This is a genomic window from Pseudoflavonifractor sp. An187, from assembly GCF_002160275.1.
GTDB lineage: Bacteria > Bacillota > Clostridia > Oscillospirales > Oscillospiraceae > Enterenecus > Enterenecus faecium.
Genome location: NZ_NFKG01000006.1, coordinates 1 through 15,331, shown reverse-complemented (window position 1 = coordinate 15,331; position 15,331 = coordinate 1). Strand labels below are relative to the sequence as shown.

Genomic DNA, 15,331 nt, shown 5'->3' with positions numbered 1-15,331 from the left:
CTTGCACCCACCGGAAGCTCTCTGGGCAGCGGTCTGGGGAGATACTTCTCCTCTTCTCTGCATTGTCACTGATGATAGCACAGTTATCTGTGGTTGTCAAACGCTTTCTGCGGGCAGCAGCGAGAAGTGTCGCAGGGCCTTGGAAATGCCCTCCTCCTCCACGGTGGCGGTGACGTAATCCGCCAATTCCTTCACCCGCTGGTCTGCCCCGCCCATGGCCACACTGGTTCCCACCAGGGCCATCATGGTCAGATCGTTCTCTCCGTCTCCGAAGGCCATGGTCTCCTCCGGGCTTAAGCCGTAGTGGGCCATGGTGGCCCGAATGCCGTCGGCCTTGCCCTCGCCTTTGGACATCACGTCAATGCCCAGAGGGTGCCAGCGGCTATAGCTGCACCCGGGCATGACGGAGACGAACAGGTGCTCCTCCTCCTGGTTGACCAGGGGAATGAACTGATACACTTTGCCTTCCAGCATCCGCTGGGCGGACAGGACGGGGTACTGCTTGGTGTGCAAAAACTCGAACACCTCGTCCACCCGTCGATTGTGGCAGGTGAGATAGCTCACCCCGTTCTCCTCCACCAGAGCAGCCAGTTCCGGATGGGCCTCCAGCACATCCTTGGCGTTCCGCAGGTCCTCCAGGGGCAGGGGGTTATCCCGATATACCCCCTGGGCATTGAAGCAGCACTGACCATTCAAGGTGATATAACCGTCAAACACCACATCCCGCAGCATTCCGGTGCTCTCCAGGTCCTGGGGTGCCCGTCCGGAACAGACGAAAATACGAATGCCCGCCCGCTGGAGGGCAAACAGGTCGTCTCGGAGCTGCTGGGACATGATCTTGTTTTTATACGAGACCATGGTGCCGTCAATGTCAAAAAAGATCGCGCGTATCATGGGTGAGTTCCTCCGTGTATGGTTATGCTTGTGTCTGTTTCCAGGCTTCCGCCTTTTGCAGCAGCTCCTCCGCCCCTTCCAACAGGATGGCGGTGGAAGCGCCGCCGCTGAGGCGGGCCAGCTCTTCCCGGCGGCGTGGCCGGTCCAGCTGCTCCACCCGAGTGTAGGTGCGGCCGTCCCGCTCCCCCTTCTCCACCGAGAAGTGCACGTCGCCCATGGCGGCGATCTGGGGCAGGTGGGTGACGCACAGCACCTGGCGGCCCCGGGCCACCTGGCTGAGCTTCTGGGCCACTTTGGTGGCGGCTCGACCGGATACTCCGGTGTCCACCTCGTCAAAGACCATAGTAGTGACGCAGTCGGTCTCGGCCAGCACGTTTTTCAGCGCCAGCATGATGCGGCTGAGCTCGCCGCCAGAGGCGATGCGGTTGATGGGCTTCAAATCCTCCCCCAAGTTGGCGGACATGAGGAACCGGACCCGGTCCATACCGAACTCGTTGAGGCCGTCCTCCCCTTCCACGGGGCCAAATTCCACTTCAAACCGCACCCGGGGCATGTCCAGGTCGGACAGCTCCTGCTGAATGCGCCGGGCCAATTCCTTGGCCGCCTTCTGACGGGCCTTGGACAGTTGTTCAGCCTCCTGTTGGGCCGCCTGCACCGCCTGGGCCACTTCCCGCTCCAGCTTCTCCCGGCGCTCGTCGGAGAACTGGATGTTGTCCAACTCGGTCTGGCACCGGTCCAGATAAGCCAGCATCTCCTCCTCGTCCGCTCCGTACTTGCGCTTGAGGCGGTGGAGCAGGTCCAGCCGCTCCTCCACGTCGTCCAGCTGGCCGGGATAGAAGTCTAGGCCGCTGCGGGCTTCCCGCACCAGTTCCGCCACATCGTCGGCGGCGTAGCGCAACTGGGACACCTTCTGGGCCAGCTCGGACAGCTCGGCGCTGTACCGCCCCCCCTGGGTCAGGGCGTTTTCGGCGCTTGTCAGCAGGGCCACCGCTCCGTCGGACATCTCGCCCCCGGTGAGGGCCTGCCACGCCTGGTCCACGGCATCGGTGATGCGCTCGGCGTTGCGGAGAATCTCCCGCTGGGCGGTGAGCTCCGCCTCCTCACCCACCCGCAGCTGGGCCCGCTCCAGCTCTCCAATCTGGTGCTGGAGGGTGTCCATGCGCCGGGCCTTCTCCCCCTCGTCCATCTGCACCGCTTTGAGCTGGGCCCGCAGGTCCTTCACACGCTCATAGGCCGCAGTGTAATTCTGGCGCTGGGGAGCCATGTGGGCGAAGTTATCCAGGCTCTCCAGGTGGGTCTCCTCGTCTAAGAGCTGCTGGCCGTCGTGCTGGCCGTGGATGTTCAAAAGCTGGCTGCCCAGCTCCCGCAGCTGGGTCACCAGCACCGGGTGCCCGTTGACCCGACAGGTGTTTTTCCCGTCCGGGTGGATGACCCGCTCCACCAACAGCTCCCCGTTTTCATCAGGGGCAATGCCGTACTGTTCAAACCAGTTTAAGGCGGGCAGTCCGCCAAACACCCCCGTCACCCGGGCACACTTGGCCCCGGTGCGGATGAGGTCCCGGCTGGTCCGCCCGCCGATGATGGCGCCGATGGCGTCCACCACAATGGATTTACCCGCTCCCGTCTCGCCGGTGAGCACGTTAAATCCCTCTCCAAAGGCGATTTCCGCCTGGGAAATCACCGCAATATCCTCAATGTGAAGCAAGGAAAGCATATCAAATCTCCCCGTTTGGCGCCTGCTCTCAGTCCAGCATGGCCGCCATTTCTCGACAAAATTCTTCCGCCAGGTGGTTGGTGCGCATGATGATGATCACCGTGTCGTCCCCGGCCAGAGAGCCCAGGAATCCGTCGATGTCCATCCCGTCCAGGGCGGCTCCTGCCGCAGAGGCAAGCCCCGGCATGGTCTTGACCACCACGATGTTCTGGGCCACGTCAAAGGAGGTGACGCCTTCCTTGAAAATGTTGCGCAGACGGCCGGCAAAGTTGTGGTGAGGCTGTTTGTTTTGCGCCACCACGTACTTGTAGGTCCCGGCCCCGGTGGGTTGCTTGACCAGGTTCAGCTCTTTTATGTCCCGGGAAATGGTGGCCTGAGTGGCCAAAATCCCACACGCCCGCAGGCTCTCCAGCATCTGTTCCTGGGTCTCAATGTCCTGCTCGGCGATGATACGCAGAATTTCCGACTGTCGCTTTGACTTCATCCTCTCACGCCTTTCCCAATTTCTGATTGATGACCTCGTAGAAGGTCCGTCCGGTGAGCTTGACCAGCCGGGTCACGTGGCGGGACCTGCGGCACTCCACCCAGTCCCCCGGCTGGACCTTGAAGGCCCGGCCGCCGTCCACCGACAGGCTGGCATTTTTCCGGCTGCCCGGGGCCAGCCGCACCCCCACCGACCGCTCACTGCCCAGCACAAAGGGCTTGGCGTGGAGGGAGTGGGCGCAGATGGGAGTGATGATCATATTCTCCGCTGTGGGCTCCACAATGGGCCCCCCTGCCGCCAGAGAGTAGGCAGTGGACCCGGTGGGGGTGGCGATGACCACTCCGTCCCCAGAGAAGGAGGAGATCACCGTCCGGTCCCCCGTCACTTGCAGGTCCAGCACCCGGGCCACCGAGGTGCCCTTGGTGACCACGGCGTCGTTGAGGGCGGTCTCAGAGAACACCCGCCGCCCGTCCCGGCGCACAGTGATGTCCAGCATCATCCGCTTCTCAATGGTGTACTTTCCCGCCGTCAGGCGGCTGAGCATGGACAGCTCGTGCTGCTCCAGCTCGGCCATAAAGCCCACGCTGCCCAGATTGATGCCCAGCACCGGAATCTGGTGGGCGTTGGCGTCCCGGGCGGCGTGGAGGATGGTGCCGTCCCCGCCAAAGCACACCAGCACGTCGGTGTCCTCCAGCTCGGCGCTCATCTGCCCAAAGGGCTGGTGGGCGGGCAGGTGGACCCGGCTGGAGTCCTCCAGATCAAAAGGCAGGCAGATGACCACCTGGGCCCCGTTGTCCTCCAAAATCCGCTTGGCGGTCATGGCTGTTTTAAGCCCCCGGTCCCGGTAAGGGTTGGGGCTGAGTAGCACCTTCATGGGTTCTCTCCTTCCATCTGGGCGTGGGAACGGCGCACCAGGTCCTCCAGGTCGCCCCACTCCGGCTCTCCCGGCTTGGCCTGCATATACCCCAGATACTCAATGTTGCCCTCTGGGCCACGGATGGGAGAGAAGTCAATGCCCTTGACGGTAAAGCCCGCCTCGGCGGCGTGCTGGGTGAAGTGCTCCAGCACCTCCAGGTGGACGGCAGGGTCCCGGACCACGCCCTTTTTGCCCACCTTCTCCCGTCCGGCCTCGAACTGGGGCTTGATGAGGGCCACCACCTCCCCGTCCTCGCTCATGAGTTGGCGCAGGGCGGGAAGAATCAACTTCAGAGAGATAAATGAGACGTCAATGGAGGCAAAGTCCAGCACGTCAGGGATCTCGTTATGAGACAGGTACCGGGCATTGGTGCGCTCCAGCACCACCACCCGCTCGTCGCTGCGCAGAGACCAGGCCAACTGGCCATAGCCCACGTCCACGGCGTACACCTTGGCCGCTCCGTTTTGCAGCATACAGTCGGTGAAGCCTCCGGTGGAGGCGCCAATGTCCGCCGCCGTCTTGCCCTTAAGGTCAATGGGGAAGTGCTTCATCGCCTTCTCCAGCTTCAACCCGCCCCGGCTGACGTAGCGCAGAGTCTGGCCCCGCACCTCCAGGGCCGTATCCTCATCCAGGGTCATCCCCGCCTTGTCCAGGCGCTTCTCCCCAGAATACACCTGTCCGGCCATGATGATGGCCTGGGCCTTTTGGCGGCTCTCCACCAGCCCCTTCTCCACCATCAGCACATCCAAGCGTTTTTTAGCCATTGGCGATCACCTCCATTGCTTTTTGACAAATTCCTGCCCCGTCGATGCCGGTCATCTCCCGCAGCTGGGCCACCGAGCCCTGGGGCACAAACTGGTCTCCCAGATTCACCAGGGCCGCCTTCACAGGTACCCCGGCCAAGGCCAGCTCCGAGATGATGGTACGTCCCACGCAGCCGGAGTCGTTGCACTCCTCGGCTACAATGAGCCGCCCGGTTTGCTCACACAGGCGGCGGATGGGGTCCATATCCAGGGGGCGAATGCTGTTGAGCTTCACCACCGCTACGGAGTGCCCCCGCTGCTCCAAGAGCTGGGCGGCCTGGAGCACCTGGTCCACCATAGTGCCATAGGCCACCAAGGTCACATCGGTGCCCTCTTGAATCACCGTGGTGCCGTCCACCCCGGCCACCTGGGTCCACTGCCCTTCCCCGCCCCGGGGATAGCGAATGGCCACCGGGCCGGTCATCTCACACACCGCATGGCGGAGCATGGCCCGCAGCTCGGCAAAGCTGGCAGGGCATAAAATCTGCATCCCGGGCACCGTGGACAAAAAGCCCACATCAAACACGCCGTGGTGGGTCTCGCCGTCCTCTCCCACCAGGCCCGCCCGGTCCACGGCCAGGATGCCGTGGAGATTTTGCAGGGCCATGTCGTGGATGAGCATGTCATAGCCCCGCTGCAAAAACGTGGAGTACACCGCAAACACCGGAAGGGCTCCCTGCTTGGCCAGACCTCCGGTCATGGCCACCGCGTGGCCCTCGGCGATGCCCACGTCAAAGAATCGCTGGGGATAGCGGCGGGCAAACTCGTCCAGGCCAGTGCCCAGCCGCATGGCCGCCGTGATGGCCACCAGCTCCGGTTTTTCCTCGGCCAGCTGGCACATGCTCTCCCCAAACACCGAGGAGAAGTTAGCGCCCCCTGCCTTGGACACCGCCAGCCCCTTCTCCACGTCAAAGGGGCCCACCCCGTGGAACTGGTCCGGTTGGCGTTCTGCCGGTGTATAGCCTTTCCCCTTTACAGTCTTGACGTGGAGCAACACCGGGCAATTGAGCTCTTTGGCGTAGCGGAGCATCCGGGTGAGGTAGCTCACGTCGTGGCCGTCCACAGGGCCCAGGTAGGTAAAGCCCATGTCCTCAAACATGGAGTAGCCCAAGATGGCGTCCTTCACCATCTTCTTGGCCCGGTGAGTGACTTTGTAGACAGCCTGTCCCACGGCATTTTTCCCAGTGACGCTGCGGTAGAGCTTTTTCAGGTGCAGGTACTGGGGCTTGAGGCGCTGGCGGGACAGGTGGGCGGCCACGCCGCCCACGCTCTTGGTGATGGACATGCCGTTGTCATTGAGAATAACAATGAGGGGCTCGCCGCTGCTGCCCGCATCGGCCAGGCCCTCAAAGGCCAGTCCACCGGTGAGCGCGCCGTCCCCGATGAGGGCCAGCACGCTGTAGTCTTCCTTGTTGACGGTGCGGGCCCGGGCCATGCCCAGGGCCACGGACACCGAGTTGGAGGCGTGGCCGGCGATGAAGGCGTCCGCCCGGCTCTCGTGGGGCTTGGGGAAGCCGGACAGGCCACCGAACTTCCGCAGGGTGTTCATAGCCGAGCCCCGCCCGGTGAGGAGCTTGTGGGCGTAGCACTGGTGGCCCACGTCAAAGACCAGACGGTCCACATCCAGGTCAAAGACCCGGTGCACCGCCACCAAGATCTCCACCACGCCCAGACTGGCGGCCAGGTGTCCCCCGGTCTTGGAGACCGTCTGGATCATCTGTACCCGCAGCTGCTGGCACAGCTGTCTGGCCTGTTGGTCTGTCATCTCGCTGTATTGCTGAGGCAACACGCGGCTCCACTCCTTCCTGTATGGGGGTTACAGCAGAAAATACGCTCCAGCTGTCCCCACGACGACACCCAGAACTGCCCCGGCTGCCACTTGCAGCGGGGTGTGGCCGATGAGCTCCTTGAGCTCCTCGGCAAACAGCTCGGGCTTGTATTCATCCCAGTTTTTCATGATGTAGTTGAGGATTTTGGCCTGCTCTCCCGTCTCCTTGCGGACGTTGGCGGCGTCGTACATCACCACAAAGGCCACCACCACCGCCAGGGCAAACACCGGCTGGTCAAACCCGGCGGTCATGCCGATGCCGGAGGCACAGGCACACACCAGAGCCGAGTGGGAACTGGGCATTCCGCCGCCGGTGAACAGGTAGCTCCAGTCCACCTTGCGGTAGACCACCACGGAGATGAGCATCTTCAACGCCTGGGCAATGGCCCAGGCGGCCACAGCCAGAAACAAGATGGGTGAGATCATGGCGTATACCTCCCTTTTTAGTGGTCCCGCTTGGCCAGGGCATCCGCCAGAGCACAGAGGAACTCACCTGTGTCCGGGAACGCCTCCTGCACCGCCAGCTTGGCCCGGTGGGTATACCGCTGCACCAGCTCCTGGCAGGAGTCCAGGCCGTACAGGGTCACATAGGTCACCTTGCCGTTCTCCCGGTCAGACCCCACGGGCTTGCCCAGCTGCTGGGTGGTGGACTCCTCGTCCAGCATGTCGTCCCGAATCTGGAACGCCATGCCCAGGCCCTGGGCGTACTCCTTGGCCGCCTTCCACTGTGCCATGGTGGGGGCCACCGGGGATGCCGTCAGGCCCAGCAGACAGGCGGCCTTGAGAAGGGCCGCCGTCTTCCAGCTGTGCACCAGGTTCAGCCGCTCCTCGGTCTGGTTGTCCCCGTTCATGTCCAGGTACTGCCCGGCACAGATGCCCTGGATGGCACCCGCCGCCTGGGCCAGCACGGCACAGGCCTCGCCGTTGGACTCCACACGCTGGGTGCGCCGGGAGGTGGCCAGCCGGGAAAAGGCCTCCGCCTGGAGGGCATCACCGGCCAGCACAGCGGTGCACTCTCCGTACACCTTGTGGCAGGTGGGCTTGCCCCGGCGCAGGTCATCGTTGTCCATACAGGGCAGGTCGTCGTGGATGAGGGAATAGGTGTGGAGCATCTCCACGGCCACAGCGTAGTCCACAGCGGGCTCCATGGACCCGCACAGGGCCTCACAGAACTTCAGCACCAGCACCGGACGAATCCGCTTGCCCCCGGCCAACAGGCTGTACCGCATAGCCTGCAACAGCTCCTGGTGGGGGCCCATATCCAAAAGGCTCTCTTTCAGGGCCTGCTCCGCCATCTGGCGGGCCTGCTCATATTGTGCCTCATAGTCCATCGTTTTGTTCTCCTTCCTGGAAGGGGACCTCCTCCTGGGCCTCTCCGCCCAGCAGAAGGCGGACCTTCTGCTCGGCCTGGTCCAGCATCTGGGTGCAGTGGGCGGCCAGACCGGTCCCCTCTTCAAACAGTTTCAGCGACTGGTCCAGGCTGGACTCGCCTCGCTCCAGCTGGGAGACAATCTCCTCCAGCCGCTTCATGGATTCCTCAAAGCTCTTCTTCTTTACCGCCACTGCTGTTCCTCCTTTTCTTCCACCCGGCAGTGGTACACGCCATCTGCCACCAGCACGTCCATGGCCTGGCCAGGTTGTACCTGCTCCACCGTGGTCACGGCCCGCCCCTCTGCCTTGGCGATGGCATAGCCCCGGCTGAGCACTTTCAGCGGGCTCATGGCGTCCACCCGGCCCGCCAGCCCCGCCAACTCCACTCGGCCCCGGCGCAGGGTGCGCTCCAAGGCCATGGCCAGTCGGCGCTGTGCGCTGTCCAAGCGCATGCGCTGGTCGTCCACCACCGCCACGGGGTTGCGCAGCACCCGGCTCTGCTCCAGACGTCGCAGTTCCTTCCGGTCCCGGTCCAGCTGGACCTCCATGGCCTGTCTCAGCCGGAGGGTGAGCCCCTCCAGCCGCTGCCGCTCCTGTTGCTGGTCTGGCACCGCCAATTCGGCGGCGTTGGAGGGTGTGGAGGCCCGCAGGTCCGCCACATAGTCGGAGATGGTCACATCCGGCTCATGGCCCACCGCCGAGATGACGGGGATGTTGGACAGGGCAATGGCCCAGGCCACCGGCTCCTCGTTGAAGGCCCACAGGTCCTCCCGGGAGCCACCGCCTCGGCCGGTGATGATGAGATCGATGTCGTCTCGATTGTTCACCTGGTGGATGGCGGCGGCGATCTCCTCTGCCGCCCCCTCCCCCTGCACCCGCACCGGCACCACCAACACCTCGGTCAGGGGCCAGCGCTGGCGCAGAATGCGAATCATATCCCGCACTGCAGCCCCCGCCGGGGAAGTCACCAGGGCGATACGCCCGGGATAGGCGGGCAACGGTTGCTTCTTGGCCGGGTCAAAGAGGCCCTGGGCCTCCAGCTTCTTTTTCAGCTCCTCGAAGGCCCGGTCCAGGGCTCCCCGCCCATCCTCCATCAGCTGGGTACAGTACAGCTGATACTGGCCGTCCCGGGGATAGACGGACACCCGGCCGTAGGCAATCACCGACAGGCCGTTGACGGGTTTAAAGCGCAGCCGGGCCGCATCCCCCCGGAACATGACGCAGCGGATACTCCCCTGCTCGTCCTTGAGGGAAAAGTAATGGTGCCCGGAGGGGTAGCACTTGTAGTTGGACACCTCGCCCCGCACCAAAAGTCCCCGCAGCAGGGGGTCGCCGTCCACCAGCTTCTTGAGATACCCGTTGACCTGGGAGACAGAATAGACGGGTAGTTGGGTGCCGCTCACGGCTCAATCCCCCGTTCCACCGCCCGGTGGGCCAGGATGGCCACCCCCAGGGCGTTGTCCGTGGAGTACTGGGGCGGGGCAAAGATGGCCCCCAGAGGCTCCAGGCGACTGCGCAGCAGAGAGTTGGAGGCCACGCCGCCGGAACACAGCACCGGCAGGTTTCCGTATTTTTTCTGGGCCCAGGCGGTGGTGCGGGCCAGCACCGAGGCCAGGGTCTCAAAGGTAAATCGGGCCACATCGGCGGGGGCTACCCCGGCCTCTGCCATGCCCTTGATCTTATTCTCCATGCCGGACAGGGAGAAGGAGCCCTCCTTGGTCTTCACCACAAAGTACTTCTCCTCCTGGGAGTCCCGGCTGAGCACGTCCATGGCCTTTCCTGCCGGGAAGTCCAGGCCCAGCATGACGCCGATGCGGTCCACCAGCTGGCCCGCGGAGATGTCCGAGGTGCCGCCGATGAGCTCGGCTTGGACGGTGTGCCCGTGGGGGTGCACCACCAACAGCTCGGTGGTGCCGCCGGACAGGTGCCAGGCCAGGTGGGGCTGGTCCATCAGGTCCTCCCGCCCCGCCGACCAGGCAGCCGCCGCAATGTGGCCCTGCTGATGGGAACAGGGATAGAAGGGCACGCCCAGAGCGGCGGCCAAAGACCGCCCCTGTCCCTCGCCCACCAGGAAGCAAGGCATATAAGACCCCTCCACTTCCCGGGGCTGGGTGGAGGCGCCCACGGCCCGGATTTCTCCGATGGCCCCTTCGGCCCGCAGCGCCTCGGTCATCAGGTGCAGACGCTTGACGTGCTGAAACACCGCCTCGCTCTGACGCAGACCCAGGGAGCCCTCTTGCACCGTCAGGAGACGGCCGTGGTTTACCCCCACTCTGCCGTCAAACACCGCCGCCGACGTGGTATAGTTGCTGGTGTCAAATCCCAAACACATTCCTGCCATCCTTGTCCCCTCCCTCGTTGTCTTCTCGTCAGTCCTGTTCCTGGGGAAACTCCTCCCGGACGAATGCGCCCAAGATGCCGTTGACAAACCGCACCACGTCCTCATCCAGGTATTTCTTGGAAATTTCCACTGCTTCGTTGATGGCCACCTTGTTGGGCACATCGGGCATGTACAAAATCTCGTACATGGTCAAACGCATGATGGCCGCCGCCACCCGGTCGATGCGGGAGAACCGCCAACCCTTGGCGTGGCGCTCAATGTAGCCGTCCAGCTCGGCACCGTGGTCGGCCACCCCGCGCACCAGGGTGACAATATACTCTTTGAGCCCTTCGCCGGGGAACTGGGCGTACAGCTCTTCCTCCTGGCCTCTGGCTGCAAAGGCCTCTTCCGTCAGCTCCCGCTCCAGCAGCTGGTCCGCCTTCAGGTTGGAAAACGCCAGCTCAAAGGTGAGATGCATCGCAATTTCCCGGGCTGTTTTTCTGGTCATGGAACCTTCATCCTTTCGCGGCTCACCCGCCGCCTAATCTAAAAGGGGTATACTCCCCCAATGTGTATATACATTGATTATACACGCAATGGTGGGAAAAGAAAACCCCTTTCCCGCTCCCTGCGACGAATTTGGACAAATGGGCAACCCAGCCCCATTCCCCGCAGATTCCCTGTGCAAAACGCAAAAGAGCCGCTGCGCATCCCACGCAGCGGCTCCGCCTTGTTTTGTTTACTTCTGGAAGGTCACACCGGACACGGTGACGTTGACCCCGGCCACGTCCAGGCCGCTGGTGTTCATCACCGCGTTCTGAATGGCGTCCTGCACGTTCTTGGCCACCTCGGGCACCACGTAGCCATACTTGACCAGGATGGTGACATCCACCATCACGGCCTCGCCCTCCACCTCCAGGTGGACGCCCTTGGCCACGCTCTTGCGGGTCACCAGAGCCGCCACGTCGTTGGTCAGGGTGGTGCCCAGAGCACTCACGCCATCCACTTCCATGGCTGCTGCCCCGGCGATGACGGCCAGAACCTCTTCAGAGATGTTCACGCTTCCCAGCTCTTCCTGGCGGGAGATATATTCCTTGCCTTCGGCCATACTGCCTCACGCTCCTTCTTCGTTCTCAGGGCAGCTAAACGTCCGCCCGGTTTCAGATAACTGGAGACATTATACCACCGCAAGGCCTAAAATACAATCCTGTTTTTCTAGGGTTTGGCCTCAATGATCTTGATCTGATCTGCGCTGAGTCCCGTTTCTTCCCGCACAATCTCCACGATTTTCGCAATGTCCGTCTCGCTCAGTCCCTGGTCTGTGGAGGACACCACCAGGTTGACTCCGTCCTCCCCAATGAAGCACACACAGTCTCCGTATCCCTTGGCGGTGACCAGGTTCTCCACCTGGGCCTCCGAGAGGGTGTCGTCGGCCATGGTCTGGATGGAGGCGTTGGCCTCATCCACCACCTTCTGGTCCGCCTTCTCGTCGGCTGCCGCCTCCTGCAACAGTTCCAGAGCGCTGTCCCGGGCCTGCTGACGGTTGAGCCGGGCGCTGGCAAAGTAGCCGCTGCCCGTCTCCTCCTCCGTCTGGCCCTCCGCCGTCTCTCCATCCTGCTCCTCGTCCACGCCATTGACCAGGGTGGTCTGACCCAGCACCTTGCCGTCACTGCCGTCGGTGCCGCTGCCCTCTCCGGTGAGTTGGTTGTTGTAGGACCAGTTGAGATACACCGCCACCCCCACAAACAGCACGATGGCCAACACCACTGCATTGCGTTTCCAAACGCTCATCCTTCTACCTCCTAAATGACATCGAATTCAGTCGCCCGCACATATGGTAATCCGGTCCGAGCCCAGCCCGGTGAGGGCCGACACCGCCTGGGTGATGGCCAGCTGCACCTGGGGGTCGTCCCCGCCTGGGCACACCACCAGCGCCCCTCGAAAACTGGGGTAATACTGGGTCAGCACAACCACTTCCTCTCCATCCTCCCCGTCGCAGATCACCGTGGTCTGCTCCTGGGAGCTCTCCTTCTCTCCCTGCTCCTCCACCCGGTCCTCAGCCAGCACCCGCTCCACCCCCTGGTCCAGGGAGAGGAGCACCGTGGCGTCCCCCGCCCCTTGGATGCGGGAGATGGCCTGAGCCAGCCGCTGTTCCAGCTCTTCCACCGAGAAGGACTCCTCCTCTGCCTCCTGGCCCTGGGTGTCCGGGCCCGAGGTAGCGCTGCGCTGGGTGGGCCAGGCCACCAGCACCAACCCCACCACGGCCAGAATCAGCACCAGCTTGTATTGCCGCAGCCAGCTGCGCCACTGCTCCCCATTGGGCATGTTCCAATTCCACTTCACCCCGATATCACCTCAAAGCTCTGGCGCTCATAGGGAATCCCCAGGTCCGCCTGCATCATCTCCGCCAGGGTATCTCTCTGCGCCTGGGTCCAGGTCCCTGTTAAGCAGGCTGACCACGGCTGCGGTATCTCGTCATCCCATGCAACCACCACCTCCACCTGACACGTCACACCCAGCGATTCCGCCTTGTCCAAAATATATGCGCCGGTTTCCTCCTCTATGATGGATTCATACAGCAATTGATTTTGTTCCATCAGCGCCTCCTCTGCCTCCTCCATGGCCCGAGTATCCCATTGCAGCATCTCCTGCCAGTCCTCTTCTTCCATGCCCACCATGGGCCCCAGGGTCACCAGCAACAGCAGCAGGCTGCCCACCAGCTTGCACACCCGCTGTCCGCCACCCCCCTTCACCAGGGCCCCGGACACCACCATCACAATGGACGCACAGGCCACCCCCAGCAGCCACTGCTCCATCCAGCCGCTCATCCGGTCACCGCCGATACCGAGGACACCAGGGTCACCAACAGCAACAGCGCACAGGCTCCGGTCATCCCCATGATGAGACCAAAGGCCCCGCCAATCTGCTCCACCAGTCCGCACACCCGGCTCTGGCCCATGGTGGCCGCCAGGGCCGCCACCAGCTTATAGAGCAGATAGTGCACCAGCAGCTGGAGCACCGGCACCAGGCAGATCCCCAAAATCGTCACCATGCCAAACACCCCCACCGAGCTGCGCAATATCCCAGCCGAGGCCAAAATGGTCTCCGAGGCGTCGGACAAAATGCCCCCCACCACCGGAATGGCCCCGGAGATGGCAAACTTGGCCACCTTCATGGACATGGCATCCACCGACCCGGACACCACCCCGCTCATGGATAAATATCCAACAAACACCATCATCAGCACCACCAACACCGAGGTGGCCACCCATTTCAGCCACCCGGCCATCTGCTTCAGCCCCGGATTGCCCAGAGCCGCCCACGCCACACTGGCTGCCACATACCCGTAGACCATGGGCAGCAGCACCCGCTGGATGACGTTCATCAACAGGCTGGAAAACCCCGCCGCCGCCATCTGACGGGCCGCCGCCCCGGCAATGGCCCCGGTGGCGGCGGTGGCCCCCGCCACCACCGGCAGCAGCACCGTGGCAAAGGCGGTCATGCGCTCCATGGCGGTACACCCCAGCCCCAATAGGGAGGACATGTCCGCCACCGCTGCCACCGTCACCGCCAGGGCCCCCGCCAGGGACACCACCGGAATCTCATTTCCCCCTCCGGCGTCGTACACCGTCTGGGCCAGTCCGCACAGCAGGAGGATGACAAAGAGGATGGTGGCCGAACGCACCCCGGCCCGGACGATGCCGAACATCTCCCCCTTTCCCGTCTCCACGAGACTCTGGAGCCCTTCGTCCAGGCTCTCCCCATAGACGGCGCTGCCCCCCTGCTGTTCGGCCTCCCGCTCCATCTCCTCAATGCCCAGAGCGTCCTCCTGGCCCTCCAGTATCTGGTCTGTGGAGACGGCCCGGGCCGGAACCACACACAGCAGCAGCGCCAGACACAGCGCCCACATCCACCGCATGCTCTCCCCTCCTAACTCAGCAGTTCTTCCAGCAGCGACAGCACCCCCTGGAGCAGGGGCATGGCCGCCACCAGGCCCAACACCGTCCCCGCCAGCTCCACGGCGCTGGCCAGGCCGTTTTCCTTGGCATCCCGGCAAAAGTCCGCGGTGAATTTGCACAGCATGGCGATGCCTGTAGTCTTCATCACCGGGGCGATGAGCTCCTGAGAAATGCCGCCCGCTTGGGCCAACCGTTGGATATAGCCCACAATCAGCCCCAGCTCTCCAGACACCGCCACCAACACGGCCACGGCGGCACACAGGGTGAGCACCAGGGCGATCTCCGGGGCCTGCTTGCGCACCACCACCCCGCACACCACCGCCACCAGCACGCCCCCCGACACCATGACCATCTGGCTCATAGGTCAAACAGGGTCTTCACCAGGTCAAAGAGGGCGCTGATCTCCTGCACCACCATCATCAGCACCACCACCAGAGCCACCAGGGTGGTCATGGTGGCCATCTCATCCCGCCCGGACCGGGCCAGCACCTGGTTGAGCACCGACACCAAAATGCCAATGGCAGCGATTTTAAAAATTAAGTCCACATTCATCCCTAGGTGTCTCCTTATACGAATAAGATCATCAAAACCGCCCCGGCCGTCACCCCCAGAGCGCCGTATACCCGGCCCAACCGCCGCCGCTGCTCACAAGCCTGGGCCAGTTGCTCTTCCAGCTGCTCCCGGGTGTGCTCCACCGCCTGGCGCTGGCTCTCCCCGTCGTACTGGCCCAGCACGGACCCCAGGGCGTCCAACAACTCCACGTCCAGCTGCTCCAGCCGCATCTGGCTGGCCTCCCCCGCCTGCTGCCACACTTGGGCAAAGGTGCGGCCCCGCAGGTTCTGGGCCCCGTGGGCGCACAGGGTGAAAAACTCCCCCGGGCCCCCCTGGCATTGGTGTGCGGCCAGGTTCAACGCATCGGGCAGCGGGGCCAGCTTCCAGGACAGTTCCCGCTGCACACACTCCAGCCCCACCAACAGGCCCCGCAGGTCCTTCACACGCCCATCCAGGTGTGCGATCTGTCTCTTATACACATCTCCGAGCT

At 63.4% G+C, this 15,331-nt stretch carries 20 protein-coding genes and 1 other annotated feature (1 of these 21 cut by a window edge); all 20 genes read right to left on the bottom strand.

Annotation, left to right across the window (positions count from 1 at the left end):
• Positions 1 to 67: a binding site (T-box leader), on the bottom strand; it reaches 186 nt to the left of the window's first position.
• Positions 68 to 96: 29 nt separating this feature from the next.
• On the bottom strand, positions 97 to 894 hold the full coding sequence (locus B5F22_RS04585) for a Cof-type HAD-IIB family hydrolase (RefSeq protein ID WP_087369197.1): 798 nt from the start codon (positions 892 to 894) through the stop codon (positions 97 to 99).
• A gap of 22 nt (positions 895 to 916) precedes the next feature.
• Positions 917 to 2,608: a DNA repair protein RecN gene (gene recN, locus B5F22_RS04580; protein ID WP_087391373.1), complete on the bottom strand. Its 1,692-nt coding sequence runs from the start codon at positions 2,606 to 2,608 to the stop codon at positions 917 to 919.
• A gap of 28 nt (positions 2,609 to 2,636) precedes the next feature.
• Entirely contained in the window at positions 2,637 to 3,092 is a 456-nt protein-coding gene (locus B5F22_RS04575) for an arginine repressor (RefSeq protein WP_087391370.1), read from the bottom strand.
• Between the two features lie 4 nt (positions 3,093 to 3,096).
• A complete protein-coding gene (locus tag B5F22_RS04570; protein WP_087229327.1) occupies positions 3,097 to 3,966 on the bottom strand; it encodes an NAD(+)/NADH kinase in 870 nt (289 codons plus the stop codon).
• Positions 3,963 to 4,772 carry a TlyA family RNA methyltransferase gene (locus tag B5F22_RS04565; RefSeq protein WP_087369200.1) on the bottom strand — a complete coding sequence of 270 codons (810 nt, stop codon included), beginning with the start codon at positions 4,770 to 4,772 and terminating at the stop codon, positions 3,963 to 3,965. Before B5F22_RS04565 ends, B5F22_RS04570 begins: the two co-directional genes overlap by 4 nt.
• A complete protein-coding gene (gene dxs, locus B5F22_RS04560) occupies positions 4,765 to 6,600 on the bottom strand; it encodes a 1-deoxy-D-xylulose-5-phosphate synthase (RefSeq protein ID WP_275532477.1) in 1,836 nt (611 codons plus the stop codon). The genes B5F22_RS04565 and dxs overlap by 8 nt, the downstream gene beginning before the upstream one ends.
• 27 nt (positions 6,601 to 6,627) lie before the next feature.
• Positions 6,628 to 7,065 (bottom strand): divergent PAP2 family protein, encoded by a 438-nt coding sequence (locus tag B5F22_RS04555; protein ID WP_087229318.1) that lies wholly within the window; start codon positions 7,063 to 7,065, stop codon positions 6,628 to 6,630.
• A gap of 17 nt (positions 7,066 to 7,082) precedes the next feature.
• Positions 7,083 to 7,970 carry a polyprenyl synthetase family protein gene (locus B5F22_RS04550; RefSeq protein WP_087229315.1) on the bottom strand — a complete coding sequence of 296 codons (888 nt, stop codon included), beginning with the start codon at positions 7,968 to 7,970 and terminating at the stop codon, positions 7,083 to 7,085.
• Positions 7,960 to 8,202: an exodeoxyribonuclease VII small subunit gene (gene xseB, locus B5F22_RS04545; RefSeq protein WP_087369202.1), complete on the bottom strand. Its 243-nt coding sequence runs from the start codon at positions 8,200 to 8,202 to the stop codon at positions 7,960 to 7,962. The genes B5F22_RS04550 and xseB overlap by 11 nt, the downstream gene beginning before the upstream one ends.
• Positions 8,193 to 9,413: an exodeoxyribonuclease VII large subunit gene (gene xseA / locus B5F22_RS04540; protein ID WP_087391364.1), complete on the bottom strand. Its 1,221-nt coding sequence runs from the start codon at positions 9,411 to 9,413 to the stop codon at positions 8,193 to 8,195. Before xseA ends, xseB begins: the two co-directional genes overlap by 10 nt.
• A complete protein-coding gene (locus B5F22_RS04535) occupies positions 9,410 to 10,351 on the bottom strand; it encodes a DNA-binding protein (protein ID WP_087391360.1) in 942 nt (313 codons plus the stop codon). The genes xseA and B5F22_RS04535 overlap by 4 nt, the downstream gene beginning before the upstream one ends.
• A gap of 28 nt (positions 10,352 to 10,379) precedes the next feature.
• On the bottom strand, positions 10,380 to 10,838 hold the full coding sequence (gene nusB, locus B5F22_RS04530; protein ID WP_087229301.1) for a transcription antitermination factor NusB: 459 nt from the start codon (positions 10,836 to 10,838) through the stop codon (positions 10,380 to 10,382).
• A 231-nt stretch (positions 10,839 to 11,069) separates the two neighbouring features.
• Entirely contained in the window at positions 11,070 to 11,438 is a 369-nt protein-coding gene (locus tag B5F22_RS04525) for an Asp23/Gls24 family envelope stress response protein (protein ID WP_087229298.1), read from the bottom strand.
• A gap of 107 nt (positions 11,439 to 11,545) precedes the next feature.
• Positions 11,546 to 12,121, bottom strand: a complete 576-nt coding sequence (locus tag B5F22_RS04520) for a SpoIIIAH-like family protein (protein WP_087369205.1) — start codon at positions 12,119 to 12,121, stop codon at positions 11,546 to 11,548.
• A gap of 27 nt (positions 12,122 to 12,148) precedes the next feature.
• Positions 12,149 to 12,673, bottom strand: coding sequence for a hypothetical protein (locus B5F22_RS04515; RefSeq protein ID WP_087391356.1), 525 nt, complete (start codon positions 12,671 to 12,673; stop codon positions 12,149 to 12,151).
• A complete protein-coding gene (locus B5F22_RS04510; protein ID WP_087391353.1) occupies positions 12,670 to 13,158 on the bottom strand; it encodes a hypothetical protein in 489 nt (162 codons plus the stop codon). The genes B5F22_RS04515 and B5F22_RS04510 overlap by 4 nt, the downstream gene beginning before the upstream one ends.
• Positions 13,155 to 14,249, bottom strand: a complete 1,095-nt coding sequence (locus tag B5F22_RS04505; protein WP_087391350.1) for a stage III sporulation protein AE — start codon at positions 14,247 to 14,249, stop codon at positions 13,155 to 13,157. The genes B5F22_RS04510 and B5F22_RS04505 overlap by 4 nt, the downstream gene beginning before the upstream one ends.
• Positions 14,250 to 14,260: 11 nt before the next feature.
• Positions 14,261 to 14,650 (bottom strand): SpoIIIAC/SpoIIIAD family protein, encoded by a 390-nt coding sequence (locus tag B5F22_RS12265; RefSeq protein ID WP_087391347.1) that lies wholly within the window; start codon positions 14,648 to 14,650, stop codon positions 14,261 to 14,263.
• Positions 14,647 to 14,841 carry a stage III sporulation protein AC gene (gene spoIIIAC, locus B5F22_RS04495; RefSeq protein ID WP_087229280.1) on the bottom strand — a complete coding sequence of 65 codons (195 nt, stop codon included), beginning with the start codon at positions 14,839 to 14,841 and terminating at the stop codon, positions 14,647 to 14,649. Before spoIIIAC ends, B5F22_RS12265 begins: the two co-directional genes overlap by 4 nt.
• Positions 14,842 to 14,855: 14 nt before the next feature.
• Positions 14,856 to 15,331 (bottom strand): stage III sporulation protein AB (locus B5F22_RS04490; RefSeq protein ID WP_087391344.1); only part of this gene is annotated, 476 nt, incomplete at its 5' end.